Genomic DNA, 15856 nt, shown 5'->3' on the forward strand with positions numbered 1-15856 from the left:
CGCCTCGCACCTCACCGCCGAACCACCCCCTCGCCGATCTCTTCACCGAAAGGTGCTCAACTCGACATGCCCGAGCTGGTGTTCTTCTCCGGAACGATGGACTGCGGGAAGTCGACGCTGGCTCTCCAGATCGAGCACAACCGTTCGGCGCGTGGTCTGCAGGGCATGATCTTCACCCGTGACGACCGTGCGGGCGAGGGCAAGCTGTCCTCGCGGCTGGGCCTGGTCACCGACGCGGTGGAGGTCGAGGACGGCACCGACCTGTACGCGTATCTCGTCGACCACCTCTCCCAGGGCGGCCGCGCCGACTACGTCATCGCGGACGAGGCCCAGTTCCTCGCACCGGAGCAGATCGACCAACTCGCGCGCGTGGTCGACGACCTGGGCCTGGACGTCTACGCCTTCGGCATCACGACCGACTTCCGCAGCAAGCTGTTCCCCGGCTCCCAGCGTCTGGTGGAACTCGCCGACCGGGTCGAGGTACTCCAGGTCGAGGCCCTGTGCTGGTGCGGCGCCCGAGCCACCCACAACGCCCGCACGATAGGCGGTGAGATGGTCGTCGAGGGCGCCCAGGTGGTCGTCGGTGACGTCAACCAGGCGGACGCCGTCGGCTACGAGGTGCTCTGCCGCCGCCACCACCGGCGCCGGATGACGGCGGCCACGGCCCGGGCGGCGGCGCTGTCCCCGGACGTACTGCCGGTGCAGCCGGCCTGAGCCCGGACCGGCTTCGGCAGCCCGGCCTTCGAAAGCCGTCAGCGCGGACGCTGGAGCAGCGAGAACCGGGCTCCCTCCGGATCCGCCACCGTCGCCACCCGGCCGTGGGGGCTGTCGTGGGCCGGTTTGAGGACATGGCCGCCGAGGTCGACGATCCGGACCAGTGCCTCGTCCGTGTCGGCGACTTCGAAGTACGTCATCCAGTGCGGACCCCGGTCGCGGGGCAGGGCGTTGCCGACGCCGTGGACGGCGGCGACCGGGCGGCCGTCGATGTGCAGGGTGACGTGGTCCGGGTCGGCGGAGACGGGCTCCTCCTCGTAGGCGAACACCGTCTCGTAGAACTTGGCGATGTTGACGGTCTCGAACGTCAGCAGTTCGTTCCAGGCCGGCGTGCCGGGCACCCCCGTGACGGCCGTGCCGCGGTGTGCCGCCGTCTGCCAGATGCCGAAGACGGCGCCGGAGGGGTCGGAGCAGATCGCCAGCCGGCCGGCCTCGACGGCGTCCAGCGGGCCCACGCCGACCGTGCCGCCGCACAGCCGTACCGTCTCGGCGGTCAGGTCCACGTCGTTCGAGGCGAGATAAGGCGTCCAGGCGATGGGGAGATGACGGTCCGGGGGCAACTGCCCGATGCCGGCCACCTCACGGCCGTCGAGCAGCGCCCGCACATAGGGGCCGAGTTGCGGGGGGCCGGGCTGGAACTCCCAGCCGAACAGCGCTGCGTAGAAGTCCTGGATCGCGGCCAGTCCGTGCACCATCAGACTCACCCAGCAGGGCGTGCCGGGCGTGTGCCGAGCGTCTGCTTCGCCGATCGGGCCGGCCGACCCCCGTGCCTCGGTCATCGTCACTCTCTCCTCGGTCCCTCGCGGTGGCCGCGTCGCTTCCGCTGTCCGGAGCCCCGTGCCGATGCTCGCACCACCCGTGGCCAGGCGCGCTGCGGGCGCGCCGCCGCACGACGGCCGGTGCCCGGAGGAAGCCCGGTGTGCGATTTACCGCCCGTTCCCGTGCGATTGCCGACGGATGCTCGATCGGCTGTACAGCATGTGCCTGATCCCGTACGCCTCGTGATCGGGCCTGTCCGGCGGGCAGAGTAACCGGACAGCGACGATGCGGCCACCCCGTGCGCAAGGATGGTGGCCATGAACGCCATCATCTCCGCATCCGAACTCGCGAGCGAACTGACGGGCGAGAAGCCGCCGGTGCTGCTCGACGTCCGCTGGCAGCTGACCCTGGCGAAGGCCGCCGGTGAGCCGCCGTTCGACGGCCGGACCGCGTACGAAGCCGGACACATCCCCGGCGCGGTCTATATCGACCTGGACCGGGAACTGGCCGGTGCGCCCGGTGCGCGCGGCCGGCACCCGCTGCCGGACTTGGCCGAATTCGGTGCGGCGATGCGGCGGGCGGGCGTGTCGTCCGCGGCGCCGGTTGTCGTGTACGACGGCGGGCAGGGCTGGGGGGCGGCCCGGGCATGGTGGCTGCTGCGGTGGACGGGTCACCCGGACGTGCGGGTCCTCGACGGTGGGTTGCCGGCCTGGGAGGGGCCGCTGGAGACATCGGTGCCGACTCCGGCTGAGGGCGACTTCGAGCCGGCGCCGGGGGCGACGGGGCAGCTCGACGCCGAGGGCGCCGCGGCGCTCGCCCGGTCCGGGGTGCTGCTGGACGCGAGGGCGGGGGAGCGGTACCGCGGCGAGGTCGAGCCGATCGATCCGGTCGGCGGCCACATCCCGGGCGCCCTGTCCGCGCCCACCAACGAGAACGTGGGGCCGGACGGCCGCTTCCTGCCCGCCGAGGAACTCGGGGCGCGCTTCAAGGCGCTGGGGGCGTCCGAGGGGACGGAGGTCGGCGTGTACTGCGGCTCGGGCGTCTCCGCCGCGCACGAGGTGCTGGCGCTGGCGGTCGCGGGGATTCCGGCGGCGCTGTACGTCGGTTCCTGGTCGGAGTGGTCGTCGGATCCGTCGCGGCCGGTGGCCGTCGGGCCGGATCCTCAGTAGGACGGCCCACGGCCCGCACGGCATGAGGGCCACGCTGCGACCAGCGCGGCCCTCATCCTCCTACGGTCCGGGCCGCAGCCGTACGGCCGACTACTCCTGCTTCTTCCGGCGCGTCCCGAACACGATCTCGTCCCAGCTCGGTACGGCCGCCCGGCGGCCGGGGCGGACGCCGTCCGCTTCGGCCTGGCGGTCCGTGGCGCCGATGAGGCGATCGCGGTGGCTGCCGACGGAGCGGGGCATGAGGACGTCCGCGTAGGCGGAACCGGCCGAGGCGGCGGGGGCGGGAGGCTCCTCCGCGGCCGGTTCGTCGGCGGGTTCCTCCGTGTCCGGCTCCGCCGGGCGCTCCGGCACCACCAGGTCACCGCGGAAGCTGGGCACCGCCTCCAGCAGGCTGGTCAGCGAGTCCCGTTCCTCCGTGGTCTCCTCGGCGGGTTCGGAGGCCTGGGCCGGCAGGCTCGGCCGCGCGGTCTCGAGAGCACGGTCCATCGAACGCTCGCGCGGGAGCCGGGCGATACGCGGCACGAACGGGAAGCTGGGCTCCGGCGCGGCGAGGTCGTCGGACTCACCGATCAGCGAGCGCGCCTCGTCGTCGACGGCCTGGACGAGCCGCCGGGGCGGGTCGTACGTCCAGCTCGCCGAGTGCGGTTCGCCCGCCACCATGTAGACCAGCAGCACTTCCCAGGTGCCGTCGTCCCGGCGCCACGAGTCCCACTGGACGCTGTCCTTGTCGGCGCCGCGCAGCAGCAGCCGCTCCTGGACGGCCTCGCCGAGCTGCGGCCCGGCGGCGTTCTCGCCGGGGCGGCGGACGGGGGTCTTGCGGGCCCGTTCGGCCATGAAGGCGCGCTCGGCGAGGACGGGGCCCTCGAAGCGGCGTACGCGGTCGACGGGGATGCCGGCGAGTTGGGCGACCTCTTCCGCGGTCGCACCAGCGCGTATACGCGCCTGGATGTCGCGGGGGCGGAGATGGCTCTCCACCTCGATCTCGATCTGGCCGAGGCGGGGCCGGTCGCCGCGCACGGCGGCGCGCAGGCGTTCGTCGATCGGAAGCGTGTACTCCGTAGAGTCGGCAGCCTTGAGCACCAGCCGTGTGCCGTCATTGGAGACGGCCACGACACGCAGTTCGGGCATGGGGACCTCCCGGGTGGTGCCTGCCGACGTCACGTGCGTCGCTGCTTCCGCTAGTCGAGTGTGGCCTGCCCGGGTGCAGCCTGCCACAACCTTGCCGAGTTGCCCGGCGTGTCGGGCGCGGGCCCTGGATCGCCGTTATGGCACGGTTACCTATTCGCAACGCTAAGTGACCAACTCCGTCACCCTGTGCAACTAGCCCCCTCCCGGCGGTCCTTGAAGGCCACGGACGCCCTGGCGGGAGACCGGACCCAGGGCTCGCAACAGTACTCCATTTGGGCCACGTGCGTGGATTGGCACGCCGCCCAACTTCTGGCAAGAAGCGCGACTCGGCCGACGGTTGAGCGGTTTTGAGATCTTGAACGTGGCGTACTTCACGCAATCCGCAGAAACGGAACTAATGGATTTCGGCCGTTCGTCGCGCCGGCTACGCCCCCAACACCCGCCGCAGGTAGTCGTTCTGGAACCGGCGGTCGGGATCCAGCCGGTCCCGAAGCGCCGTGAACTCACCGAAGCGCGGGTACACCTCGGCGAAGTACTCGGCGTCCCGCGTGTGCACCTTGCCCCAGTGCGGCCGCCCCTCGTGCGCGGTGAAGATCCGCTCGGCGGCGGTGAAGTACCGCTGGAACGGCGTGCCCTTGACCATGTGGACGGCGACGTAGGCGCTGTCGCGGCCCGAGGCGGTGGACAGCGTGATGTCGTCGGCCGGCGCGGTGCGCACCTCGACCGGGAAACTGACTCTGAGGCCGGAGCGGTCGACCATGGCCCTCAGTTCGCGCAGCGTCTCGACGACGGCCTCGCGCGGAACGGCGTACTCCATCTCCACGAAGCGCACCCGGCGCGGTGATGTGAAGACCTTGTAGGGGATGTCGGTGTAAGACCGCGCGGACAGGGCCTTGCTGGAGACCTGGGCGATGGCGGGGATCGTCGCGGGCACCGCGCGGCCGACCCACTGGGCCACCTGGAAGACGCCGTTGGAGAGGAACTCGTCCTCGAACCAGCCCTGGAGCTGCGGCACCGGCTTCTCCGGGCCCGCGCTGCGGTTGTTGCGCTTGGTGTTGGTGTTGCCGGTGTGCGGGAACCAGTAGAACTCGAAGTGCTCGTTCTCCGTCCACAGTTCGTCGAAGTCCGCCAGCACCCTGTCGAACGGCATCGGCTCCTCGCGCGCGGTGAGCAGGAAGATCGGCTCCGCGGCGAAGGTGATCGCGGTGACCACGCCCAGGGCGCCGAGGCCGATGCGGGCGGCCGCGAAGATCTCCGGGTTCTCCTTCTCGGAACAGGTGAGCACCGAGCCGTCGGCCGTGACCAGCTCAAGGGCCTTGATCTGGGCGGCGATCGAGGCGGAGTCGCGGCCCGTGCCGTGGGTGCCGGTGCTGGTGGCGCCGGAGACCGTCTGCTCCATGATGTCGCCCATGTTCGTGAGCGACAGGCCCTCGCGCGCCAGGGCCATGTTGAGTCTCTTGAGCGGGGTACCGGCCTCCACGGTGACCGTCATGGCGTCGCGGTCGATATGGCGTATGCCGGTCAACAGTTGAGGACGTATCAACATGCCGTCGGTGGCGGCGATCGAGGTGAAGGAGTGCCCGCTGCCGACCGGCTTCACCTTCAGGCCGTCCTCGGCGGCCCGGCGTATCGCCGCGGACAGCTCCTCGACGGAGGCCGGAGTGACCTCCCGCGCGGGGCGGGCGGCCACGTTGCCGCCCCAGTTACGCCACGTGCCGTTCCTGCCGCTCGCTGTGCTGCTCAACGGTGCCTCCCCGACGCGGAGCCGGCCTGCTGAGCCGGCGGTACCCCAGGAAACCCACCGCGACCGCGACGGCCCCGGACACCGCCGGAACCCCGTACCCGGCGTCCGCACCGGCGGCGTCGATCACCCAGCCGGCCGCGGAGGAGCCGAGCGCGACCCCGACCGCGAGCCCGGTGCTCACCCAGGTCATGCCCTCGGTCAGTTGCGCGCGTGGTACGTGCTCTTCGATCAGGGACATGGTGGTGATCATCGTGGGAGCGACGGCCATGCCCGAGGCGAACAGCGCCACGGCCAGAAACGGCAAGTTCCCGACCAGTAGGAGGGGGATCATACTCACGGCCATGGCGCATATGCCCAGCAGCCAGCGAGGTTCCGGCGCCCCCTTGAAGCGCAACAGTCCGAAGACGAGCCCCGCCGCGCAGGAGCCCGCCGCGTACAGCGCGAGCACTACGCTCGCGGCGCCCTTGTGCCCCTGCTCATCGGCGAAGGCCACGGTGACCACGTCGACGGACCCGAAGATCGCTCCGGTCGCCACGAACGTGGCCACCAGGACCTGCAGCCCAGCGGAGCGCAGCGCCGTGCCGCCGCCGTGGCGCTCGCGCGGATGCGGCGCGGGCTCGGTGGCCCGCTGCGCGGTCAGCCAGAAGACACCCACCGCGAGGAAGCAGCCGGCGAGCAGCGGCCCCGCCTCCGGGAACCACGCCGTGGACAGGCCGATGGAGATGATCGGCCCGAAGATGAAACAGACCTCGTCCACCACGGACTCGAAGGAGTACGCGGTGTGCAGCTGAGGCGTCCCCCGGTACAGGGCGGCCCAGCGGGCGCGGATCATCGCCCCGACGCTCGGCACACAGCCGATGCCGACGCACGCCACGAACAGCACCCACTCCGGCCACCCGTAGTGCGCGGCGAACAGCAGCAGGGCCCCCGCCGCGAGCGAGATCAGCGTCGCCGGACGGAGCACCCGCCGCTGGCCGTACTGGTCGACCAGCCGTGAGACCTGCGGCCCCGCCACCGCCGCGGCGAGCGCGATGGTGGCCGACAGGGCGCCGGCGAGGCCGTAGCGCCCGGTCAGCTGGGAAATCATGGTCACCACGCCGATGCCCATCATCGACAGCGGCATCCGGCCGAGGAGACCGGCGGCGGAGAAGCCCTTGGTGCCGGGGGCGGCGAACAGGGCGCGGTAGGGGCTCGGCACGGGGGTCTCCGGTCAGGCGGAAGCAGCCGGGCTGCGGCGGCTCGGGGCGGTCAGCAAGGCGGGCGGCCGGCTCGGGTAAGGCGTGCCTGCAGCCGATACAGCTTACGAGTCAGGTGACCTGGACGCACCCGCCCGGACCAACGGGGAACCCGGGCGGTCACCCCGCCGTTTCCCGGCTGTCAGTACCGGATGACAGGATCGACCCATGCCAGACGCGCGCGATGCCAGCCCCTACGACGCCCTCCTCCTGCTCTCCTTCGGTGGCCCCGAGGGCCCGGACGACGTGATCCCGTTCCTGGAGAACGTCACCCGCGGGCGGGGCATCCCCAAGGAACGTCTGAAGGAAGTCGGCGAACACTACTTCCTGTTCGGCGGCGTCAGCCCCATCAACGACCAGAACCGCGCCCTGCTGGACGCCCTGCGCAAGGACTTCGCCGAGCACGGCCTGGACCTGCCGGTCTACTGGGGCAACCGCAACTGGGCGCCGTACCTGACGGACACCCTGCGCGAGATGGTCGCCGACGGCCGCCGCCGCATCCTCGTCCTCGCCACCAGCGCCTACGCCTCCTACTCGGGCTGCCGCCAGTACCGCGAGAACCTCGCCGACTCGCTCGCCGCCCTGGAGGCCGAGGGCCTCGAACTCCCCAGGATCGACAAGCTGCGGCACTACTTCAACCACCCCGGCTTCCTGGAGCCGATGATCGACGGCGTGCTCGACTCCCTCGCCGACCTCCCCGAGGACGTCCGCGACGGCGCCCACATCGCCTTCTCGACCCACTCGATCCCGACCGCCGCCGCCGACAGCTCCGGCCCGGTCGAGGACCACGGCGACGGCGGCGCCTACGTCAAGCAGCACCTGGACGTCGCGCAGCTGATCGCCGACGCCGTACGCGAGCGCACCGGCGTCGACCACCCCTGGCAGCTCGTCTACCAGTCCCGCTCCGGCGCCCCGCACATCCCGTGGCTGGAGCCCGACATCTGCGACCACCTGGAGGAGCGGCAGGCGGCCGGCGCCCCGGCGGTCGTCATCGCGCCGATCGGGTTCGTCTCCGACCACATGGAGGTCCTGTACGACCTCGACACGGAGGCCAAGGCCAAGGCCGAGGAACTGGGCCTGCCGATGCGCCGCTCGGCCACCGTCGGGGACGACCCGCGGTTCGCCGCCGCGATCCGCGACCTCGTCCTGGAGCGCGCCGCCGTGGAGCGCGCGGAAGAGGTCACGCCCTGCGCCCTCGGCGCGCTCGGCGCGAGCCACAACCTCTGCCCGGTGGGCTGCTGCCCGACCCGCGCGCCCAAGCCCGCCGCAGCGGGCGCCGACAGCCCCTACGCGTGAGGAGCCCAGTGACCGACGCCCTCGACCCTCTGCACACGGAACTGCTCACCCTGGCCCAGGAGGCCGCCCGCCGCGCGGGCGAGCTGCTGCGCGACGGCCGCCCGGCCGACCTCGCGGTCGCCGCGACCAAGTCGAGCCCGATCGACGTGGTCACGGAGATGGACATCGCCGCCGAGAAGCTGATCACCGACCTGATCTCCGAGCACCGCCCGGACGACGGCTTCCTCGGCGAGGAGGGCGCCTCCACCGACGGCACGAGCGGCGTCCGCTGGGTGATCGACCCCCTCGACGGCACGGTCAACTACCTGTACGGCCTGCCGACCTGGGCCGTCTCCATCGCCGCCGAGCAGGACGGCGAGCCGGTCGTCGGGGTGGTCGCGGTTCCGATGCGCGGCGAGACGTTCCACGCGGTGCGGGGCGGGGGCGCGTGGGCGACCGGGGCGTGGGACGGCGAGCGCAGGCTCGGGTGCCGGCCCGCGGCCCCTCTGGACCAGGCCCTGGTCTCGACCGGCTTCAACTACGTCACCGCGGTCCGCAGCCACCAGGCCGACGTGGCCCAGCAGCTGATCCCGCTGCTCCGCGACATCCGCCGCGGCGGCTCGGCCGCGATCGACCTGTGCGACCTGGCCGCGGGACGGCTGGACGGGTACTACGAGCGGGGCCTCAACGCCTGGGACCTCGCTGCGGGCGACCTCATCGCCCGGGAGGCGGGCGCCCTGACCGGTGGGCGGCCCGGAGAGCGGCCGTCACGTGACCTGGCGGTCGCCGCGACGCCGGGGGTGTTCGAGCCGCTGCAGCGGCTCCTGGAGGACTTCGGGGCCTGGCACGACTGACGCGGGCGGGGCTGCGGAAGCGGTCCGGTAGCCGGGGTGCCGAACATTTGGCTCGTTCGCCTACGGGGCGCCACATGCCCCTACGGCTCTCTCGCGGCCGGTGTCGTCGGCCCAGTGAGGTCGGTGGGCACTCGCCGTTGGCCGGGCAGGCAGGCAGACAGACCGGCACGCAGCAGGCCCCCGGCGCTGGATTCGCCGGGGGCCTGCTGTCGCGCTCACGAGCCGATCAGACGCTGGTCGCGCCGACTTCCACACCATGCTCGGCGGCGAGGCGGCGCAGGTCGTCGAGCTCGCCCTGCTCCACCTCGACGAGGAAGTCGTCGCCCTCGTCACGAGCCCGCGTCAGGTCGGACTCGGTCGCCCTTATGCGCTGCAGAAGTCCTGCGGTGAATGCGTCCATGCTGCGCCCCCTCGTCCTGGGTCGGTGGGTCGGTGGCACGGGGGTGTGCCGTTCGGAAGGGGCGATCACGTCTCCGGTAGGTGCCCAGCGCTGCCCTGCCGGGCGGCGACGGTGCCGGACACCCACGCCCACTCTGCGGAAAGCGGATCGCTTCGTACCGCATGGTGGTGCGGCACAAGCAGAGCGTGATCGCGGGGTGTACAAGCCGTCCTCCCCCCGCTCTCTTCCGCGGAAACCTCGACCGGACGAGAAAAATTCGCATTCCCCGGCTTCACACCTGTCCTTCATTGCCCGCTCACCGTCTTACCGCCGACTTATGGCGGAAAAGGGCAGGATGGAGGCTGAGGAACCCCGCCAACACCCTGCCCGCGCGCAAGATCAGCGCTACGCGGGTGGACACAGGAAGGACAAGCGACGTGCGCGTACTCGTCGTCGAGGACGAGCAACTGCTCGCCGATGCGGTGGCCACCGGACTGCGCCGGGAGGCCATGGCCGTCGACGTCGTGTACGACGGTGCGGCCGCCCTGGAGCGCATCGGCGTCAACGACTACGACGTGGTCGTCCTCGACCGCGACCTCCCCCTCGTGCACGGCGACGACGTCTGCCGCAAGATCGTCGAACTCGGCATGCCCACGCGCGTGCTGATGCTCACGGCGTCCGGAGACGTCAGCGATCGGGTCGAGGGCCTGGAGATCGGCGCCGACGACTATCTGCCCAAGCCCTTCGCCTTCAGCGAGCTGACCGCACGCGTGCGTGCCCTCGGCCGCCGTACGAGCCTCCCGCTGCCCCCCGTCCTGGAGCGCGCCGGCATCAAGCTGGACCCCAACCGCCGCGAGGTCTTCCGGGACGGCAAGGAGGTGCAGCTCGCGCCGAAGGAGTTCGCCGTGCTGGAGGTGCTGATGCGCAGCGAGGGCGCGGTCGTCTCCGCCGAGCAGCTCCTGGAGAAGGCCTGGGACGAGAACACCGACCCGTTCACGAACGTGGTGCGGGTGACCGTCATGACGCTGCGGCGCAAGCTGGGCGAGCCGCCCGTCATCGTCACCGTGCCCGGCTCCGGCTACCGGATCTGATTCCCCATGGCCGCGACGCCCGCGCCTCCCCAGGCGCCCCCGAAACCCACCTGGGACCCCCGCAGGCCGGAGCCCCCCTTCCCGTGGCTGCGCCCCACCATCCGGATACGGCTCACCCTGCTGTACGGCGGCATGTTCCTGATCGCCGGCATCCTGCTGCTGTCGATCATCTATCTGCTGGCCGCGCAGGCGATCAACACCGGCAACGAGCCGCTGTTCAAGATCGTCGGCGCCAGAGAGCTCCAGGTCACCAGCGACAACTGCCCGGCGATCAAGGCCGACAACCTGACCTTCTCGCAGTTCAACGAGTCGATCAGCGCCTGTATCGACGACCAGCGCCGGCACGCCCTGGACAACCTCCTCAGCCGCTCCCTGCTGGCGCTCCTCGGTCTGGCGATCATCGCCTTCGCCTTCGGTTACGCCATGGCCGGCCGGGTCCTGTCGCCACTCGGCCGGATCACCCGCACCGCCCGCGCGGTGGCAGGCTCGGACCTGTCCCGCCGTATCGAGCTGGACGGACCGGACGACGAGCTGAAGGAACTGGCCGACACCTTCGACGAGATGCTGGAGCGGCTGCAGCGGGCCTTCACCGCCCAGCAGCGGTTCGTCGGCAACGCCTCGCACGAGCTGCGCACCCCGCTCGCGATCAACCGCACGCTGTTGGAGGTGCACCTCTCCGACCCGGACGCACCGATGGAGCTGCAGCAGCTCGGCAAGACGCTGCTGGCCACCAACGAGCGCAGCGAGCAGCTCGTCGAGGGCCTGCTGCTGCTCGCCCGCAGCGACAACCAGATAGTCGAGCGCAAGCCGGTGGATCTCGCCGAGGTCGCCTCGCAGGCGATCGACCAGGTGCATGCGGAGGCCGAGGCCAAGGGCATCGTCATCCGGGGCGAGCAGAAGCCCGCGGTCGTCCAGGGCAACGGCGTGCTGCTGGAGCGGATCGCGCTGAACCTGGTGCAGAACGCCGTCCGCTACAACATCCCGGAGGGCGGCTGGGTCGAGGTCACCACCGAGGTCCAGCACGGGCAGGCGGTCCTCGTCGTCTCGAACACCGGGCCGGTGGTGCCGGCGTACGAGATCGACAACCTCTTCGAGCCGTTCAGACGGCTGCGTACGGAGCGTACGGGCAGCGACAAGGGGGTGGGCCTCGGCCTGTCCATCGTGCGGTCCGTGGCCCGGGCGCACGGCGGGCACATCTCGGCGCAGCCCCGCGAGGGCGGAGGACTCATGATGCGGGTCACCCTGCCCGTCTGAGATCATGTGCGCCGGCACCAGCCCAGCACTCGGGGATGTTCGCTTTGCGCGGAATTATTTGTGCGCTCCGCGAGCAGCCTCGTGTGTGATCGATCACAAGGGCGGTTTTCCAGCCATCTACTCTCAGTGATCATGTGACCTGTCGGAAAGCCGGGAAAATCCGGGTTTTCAGGGGTACTGATCACGGGAAGTACACGGTGAGACGCCTTTGAACTGCGGCATTAGGACCGTGTACGGTCCCGTTCGCCATCCAAGCCGATCACTCTTGAGGAGTCCGGTTGGGTGTCGATTGAGTAACAGACCTTGATGTGAGGCAAAATCTCCGCCTCGGGTCGGGCACAAGTCCGGCCTCTCACGCGTTACGTGCGCTGGAGACACCGCAGACACCCAGAGGGGGAGAGCGACATGGCAACGGATTACGACACCCCACGCAAGACCGACGACGACGTCGACTCGGACAGCCTTGAAGAGCTCAAGGCCCGGCGTAACGACAAGTCGACTTCCTCTGTGGATGTCGACGAATTCGAGGCCGCCGAGGGCCTTGAGCTGCCCGGCGCCGACCTCTCCAACGAGGAGTTGGCTGTCCGAGTGCTGCCCAAGCAGCAGGACGAGTTCACTTGCATGAGCTGCTTCCTGGTGCACCACCGCAGCCAGCTGGCCCGGGAGAAGAACGGTCAGCCGATCTGCCGCGACTGCGACTGAGGACGGGTCGGCCGTGACTGGCTCGACCCCTCCCCGGAAGCGCCGCTTCTCCCGACGGGGAGCGGACCAAGGGCCGTCCGACGGCCCGCAGGGCGCGCGTGACGACGAGCGGGGCTCGCCTGGTGAGGGAGCCTCGCTCGAACCGATGTCCGGAGCTGAACTCCCGGCATCGGTGGCGGATCCCGCGTCGGTCGCGAACACGGGGGTACCCCCTGCTCCGACGGCGTCGAGAGCGCGGGGGAGGGTCGCGGTGATCCGGGAGAAGGCCAGGGAAGGCGTCCGTAAGGGCGGCAGCCGGGCCAGGGCGGGTCTTGGGTACCTGGCCGACCGGATCATCGAGAACGCCCCGCGGATCCCCGTACGGGACCTCGCGACGCTCCGCCGGCAGTTCCCGGGCCTCGGACCCGAGCAGCTCGCGGACAAGCTCGTGGCAGGCGCGGCGAACGCGAGCTCGACGGTCGGCGCCGGAGTCGGCGCGGCGGCGATGCTGCCGGTGCCGCCCGCGATGCCGGCGGAACTGGCCGCCGAGATCACCGGTGTGGCCGCGATCGAGCTGAAGCTGATCGCCGAGCTGCACGAGGTGTACGGCCTACGCCCGCCCGGCAGTCTGAGAGAGCGCAGCGCCGCCTATCTGGCCTCGTGGTCCGAGGAGCGCGGCATCGACCCGGCCAAGCCGGCCACGATCAACGCCGCTCTCGGCGGGCAGATGAAACGTGAGCTGCGCCAGCAGATCATGAAGCGGATGGTGCGGAACCTGCCGAACCTGATGCCCTTCATGGTGGGTGCCGCCGTGGGCGCCGTCATGAACCGCCGGGACACCAAGAAGCTCGCGGCGCGGATCCGGGCGGACCTGCGCAAGAACCAGGTGGCGTGGGACGAACTGCCGGCCCTGCCGCCGCTGGAGCGCCCGGCGCAGCCGCTGGAGATGGGTGACGTCGCGCGGGACCCCGGGCACAAGGAACTCGGGGGCGGCTGAGACCGCGGCGAACGCGAGAACAAGTCCTGACCAGGCCGGTGAAGGCCCGTTCTGGTGTGCTACGCCTGTGCCTTCGCCGCCCTGATCGCCTCCGCCAGGCGTTCCGGCTCCCGGGTCGACAGATACAGGTACGGCGTCGGGTCCGCGGGGTCCGTGACCTCCACGCGCAGCGCCGTGGGGATGTAGGCGCGCAGCAGCAGGAAGGCCCGGGTGTCGGCCTTGTGGGTGCGCCAGGCGCGGGCCTCCTCCGCGTCCAGGACATGCGCCTCGCCCAGCACCCGCACCGGGATCTTCGCCTCCCCCGCGATCAGCGAGTCGCCCACCACGCGGATGCGGACCGAGCCGTACGAACTGGCCATGACGGCCGCCGCGGCGGTGCCGCCGACCAGGCCGGCGAGCATGGGCAGCGTGCCGAAGGGCAGGACGATCAGGGCCAGGGAGACCCCTGCCAGGAACGAGATCAGCCACCAGGAGCGGGGGGCGGTGAGACGTTCTTCGTACGGGGTGGCGGAGAGCTGCATGGAGCCAAGCTTGGCACGGTGTCCTGATACCGCCGACGCGCGGGTAAGGTCTGCGGCTGTGAGTGGTACTTCCGCAGCTCTCAAGCCTCCGGCCGACGCCGTGAAACCGGCCCGTCACCCTGATGCTCCCGCGCCCGGTGAGCTTCTCGGCGCGCACTACGGCGAGTGTTTCGGGTGTGGCGGCGAGCAGGCCCACGGACTGCATCTGGCGGCGCGCGCCGGGGGCGGCGTCGGCATCACCGCCGAGTTCACCGTGCAGCCCGCCCATCAGGGTGCTCCCGGCCTCGCGCACGGCGGCGTGCTCGCGACCGCCCTGGACGAGACCCTCGGCTCGCTGAACTGGCTGCTGCGCACGATCGCCGTGACCGGGCGGCTGGAGACCGACTTCGTGCGGCCGGTTCCGGTGGGCACCGTGCTGTTTTTGGAGGCCGAGGTCACGGCGGTGGCGGGCCGCAAGATCTACTCGACCGCCACCGGGCGGATCGGCGGTCCCGACGGGCCCGTCGCCGTCCGTGCCGACGCCCTCTTCATCGAGGTGAAGGTCGACCACTTCATCGACAACGGCCGCCCGGAGGAGATCCGGGCCGCCATGAACGACCCGGACCAGGTCCGGCGTGCCCGTGCCTTCGAGGTGAACCCGTGAGCCGTGAGCCCGTGAACGTGCTGATCCGGCGCGTCGACCCCGACGTACCGCTTCCGACGTACGCGCATCCCGGTGACGCGGGAGCCGATCTGCGCACCACCGAGAGCCGCGAACTCAAGCCGGGGGAGCGGGCCGTACTGCCCACCGGGGTGTCTGTCGCCCTGCCGGAGGGGTACGCGGCCTTCGTGCACCCGCGGTCCGGTCTCGCCGCCCGCTGCGGTGTCGCCCTCGTGAATGCCCCGGGGACGGTTGATGCCGGGTACCGTGGGGAGATCAAGGTGATCGTGGTGAATCTCGACCCGCATGAGAGCGTGCGGTTCGAGCGCTTCGACCGGATTGCCCAACTGGTTGTCCAGCAGGTCGAGAGGGTTCGCTTCCAGGAGGTCGCGGAGCTTCCCGATTCGGCGCGGGCCGAGGGGGGCTTCGGGTCCACCGGCGGCCATGCCGCGGTGGACGGCACAAGCGATACAAGCGGTCAGGCCGCCGATGGCGGCGCTACGGGTGGGAATCGATACGCTTCGGTCGTATCCGACCGGGAAGGACAGTGACGTGTTCGGACGTCGCAAGAAGAAGGGTGCCGCCGAGGACGCGGCCGGCGAGCCCGAGCAGGTCGTCGACATCGACACTGAGGCGGACGACGACGGCACGCGCGAGCGCGTACGGCTCGAGCCGGAACCGCGGCCCGACGGGCCCTGGGACAGCTCCGAGGTGCGTGATCCCGCCGAGGGCCGCGTCGACCTGGGCGGCCTGTTCGTGCCGGGCGTCGACGGCATGGAGCTGCGGGTGGAGGTCGCCGGGGACGCGATCGTCGCGGCGACCGTCGTGCTGCGCGACAGCGCCATCCAGCTGCAGGCCTTCGCCGCGCCCAAGCGCGAGGGCATCTGGGGCGAGGTACGCGAGGAGATCGGCACGGGTATCACCCAGCAGGGTGGCATCGTCGACGAGGTCGAGGGGCCCCTGGGCTGGGAGCTGCGGGCCCAGGTGCCGGTGCAGCTGCCGGACGGCACGGGCGGTTTCCAGGTCGTGCGGTTCGTCGGCGTGGACGGTCCCCGCTGGTTCCTGCGCGGGGTGATCTCGGGCCAGGGCGCGGTGCAGCCGCAGGCCGCCGGGCTGCTTGAGCAGATCTTCCGGGACACGGTCGTGGTCCGCGGCGAGGGCCCGATGGCGCCCCGCGACCCGATCGTCCTGAAGCTGCCGAACGACGCCCAGATGGTTCCCGAGGGCGTTCAGCAGGAGGAGGCGGGTTCGCGCTTCTCCGGCGGCATGGGCCAGCTCCAGCGCGGGCCGGAGATCACCGAGGTGCGATAGCGCTGCCACTGGGCAGAGCGGGCAAGGGCCGTATCCCCCCACGG

General features: G+C 71.1%; 17 protein-coding genes. 11 read left to right on the top strand and 6 right to left on the bottom strand.

What is annotated here, in order from left to right; translation table 11 throughout:
- Window positions 1-66 precede the first annotated feature (66 nt).
- Window positions 67-714, top strand: coding sequence for a thymidine kinase (locus AQI70_RS14135; protein WP_003997313.1), 648 nt, complete (start codon window positions 67-69; stop codon window positions 712-714).
- Between the two features lie 38 nt (window positions 715-752).
- Here AQI70_RS14135 and AQI70_RS14140 read toward each other — a convergent pair whose 3' ends face one another.
- Window positions 753-1553 (bottom strand): VOC family protein, encoded by an 801-nt coding sequence (locus AQI70_RS14140; protein WP_062148641.1) that lies wholly within the window; start codon window positions 1551-1553, stop codon window positions 753-755.
- Window positions 1554-1850: 297 nt separating this feature from the next.
- Here AQI70_RS14140 and AQI70_RS14145 point away from each other — a divergent pair, with 297 nt between their 5' ends.
- On the top strand, window positions 1851-2702 hold the full coding sequence (locus AQI70_RS14145) for a sulfurtransferase (RefSeq protein ID WP_107116985.1): 852 nt from the start codon (window positions 1851-1853) through the stop codon (window positions 2700-2702).
- Window positions 2703-2792: 90 nt separating this feature from the next.
- On the opposite strand, the gene sepH is transcribed toward AQI70_RS14145, so the two are convergent.
- The 3 genes from sepH to AQI70_RS14160 all read right to left on the bottom strand — a co-directional run bounded on the left by sepH (window position 2793) and on the right by AQI70_RS14160 (window position 6772).
- A complete protein-coding gene (gene sepH / locus AQI70_RS14150) occupies window positions 2793-3830 on the bottom strand; it encodes a septation protein SepH (RefSeq protein ID WP_062148647.1) in 1038 nt (345 codons plus the stop codon).
- Between the two features lie 424 nt (window positions 3831-4254).
- Window positions 4255-5574, bottom strand: coding sequence for a D-arabinono-1,4-lactone oxidase (locus AQI70_RS14155; protein WP_062148650.1), 1320 nt, complete (start codon window positions 5572-5574; stop codon window positions 4255-4257).
- Window positions 5534-6772 carry an MFS transporter gene (locus tag AQI70_RS14160; protein ID WP_062148653.1) on the bottom strand — a complete coding sequence of 413 codons (1239 nt, stop codon included), beginning with the start codon at window positions 6770-6772 and terminating at the stop codon, window positions 5534-5536. Before AQI70_RS14160 ends, AQI70_RS14155 begins: the two co-directional genes overlap by 41 nt.
- A gap of 205 nt (window positions 6773-6977) precedes the next feature.
- On the opposite strand from AQI70_RS14160, the gene AQI70_RS14165 reads away from it, so the two are divergent.
- A complete protein-coding gene (locus AQI70_RS14165) occupies window positions 6978-8105 on the top strand; it encodes a ferrochelatase (protein WP_062148657.1) in 1128 nt (375 codons plus the stop codon).
- Between the two features lie 8 nt (window positions 8106-8113).
- Window positions 8114-8938: an inositol monophosphatase family protein gene (locus AQI70_RS14170; protein ID WP_062148660.1), complete on the top strand. Its 825-nt coding sequence runs from the start codon at window positions 8114-8116 to the stop codon at window positions 8936-8938.
- Window positions 8939-9164: 226 nt separating this feature from the next.
- On the opposite strand, the gene AQI70_RS39620 is transcribed toward AQI70_RS14170, so the two are convergent.
- Window positions 9165-9338, bottom strand: coding sequence for a hypothetical protein (locus tag AQI70_RS39620; RefSeq protein ID WP_167358903.1), 174 nt, complete (start codon window positions 9336-9338; stop codon window positions 9165-9167).
- 416 nt (window positions 9339-9754) lie between these two features.
- On the opposite strand from AQI70_RS39620, the gene AQI70_RS14175 reads away from it, so the two are divergent.
- The 4 genes from AQI70_RS14175 (at window position 9755) to AQI70_RS14190 (ending at window position 13340) form a co-directional block, all read left to right on the top strand.
- Window positions 9755-10408, top strand: coding sequence for a response regulator transcription factor (locus AQI70_RS14175; RefSeq protein ID WP_003997304.1), 654 nt, complete (start codon window positions 9755-9757; stop codon window positions 10406-10408).
- 6 nt (window positions 10409-10414) lie between these two features.
- Entirely contained in the window at window positions 10415-11662 is a 1248-nt protein-coding gene (locus AQI70_RS14180) for a sensor histidine kinase (RefSeq protein ID WP_062148663.1), read from the top strand.
- A gap of 405 nt (window positions 11663-12067) precedes the next feature.
- On the top strand, window positions 12068-12364 hold the full coding sequence (locus AQI70_RS14185) for a DUF4193 domain-containing protein (protein ID WP_003997302.1): 297 nt from the start codon (window positions 12068-12070) through the stop codon (window positions 12362-12364).
- Window positions 12365-12377: 13 nt separating this feature from the next.
- Window positions 12378-13340 (top strand): hypothetical protein, encoded by a 963-nt coding sequence (locus tag AQI70_RS14190; protein ID WP_079051295.1) that lies wholly within the window; start codon window positions 12378-12380, stop codon window positions 13338-13340.
- Window positions 13341-13399: 59 nt separating this feature from the next.
- Here the strand turns inward: AQI70_RS14190 and AQI70_RS14195 are convergent, their stop codons facing one another.
- On the bottom strand, window positions 13400-13861 hold the full coding sequence (locus tag AQI70_RS14195) for a DUF3093 domain-containing protein (protein ID WP_062148668.1): 462 nt from the start codon (window positions 13859-13861) through the stop codon (window positions 13400-13402).
- A 58-nt stretch (window positions 13862-13919) separates the two neighbouring features.
- Between AQI70_RS14195 and AQI70_RS14200 the strand changes: the two genes are divergently transcribed.
- From AQI70_RS14200 to AQI70_RS14210, 3 genes are read left to right on the top strand one after another with little or no spacing between them, the layout of a single operon-like run.
- On the top strand, window positions 13920-14504 hold the full coding sequence (locus AQI70_RS14200) for a PaaI family thioesterase (protein ID WP_062148671.1): 585 nt from the start codon (window positions 13920-13922) through the stop codon (window positions 14502-14504).
- Window positions 14501-15052 carry a dUTP diphosphatase gene (dut, locus tag AQI70_RS14205; RefSeq protein ID WP_062148674.1) on the top strand — a complete coding sequence of 184 codons (552 nt, stop codon included), beginning with the start codon at window positions 14501-14503 and terminating at the stop codon, window positions 15050-15052. The genes AQI70_RS14200 and dut overlap by 4 nt, the downstream gene beginning before the upstream one ends.
- A gap of 1 nt (window position 15053) precedes the next feature.
- Window positions 15054-15812, top strand: a complete 759-nt coding sequence (locus tag AQI70_RS14210; protein ID WP_062148677.1) for a DUF3710 domain-containing protein — start codon at window positions 15054-15056, stop codon at window positions 15810-15812.
- Window positions 15813-15856: the final 44 nt, after the last annotated feature.

It is taken from the genome of Streptomyces curacoi (genome assembly GCF_001513975.1).
In the GTDB taxonomy this organism is placed as follows: Bacteria; Actinomycetota; Actinomycetes; order Streptomycetales; family Streptomycetaceae; genus Streptomyces; species Streptomyces curacoi.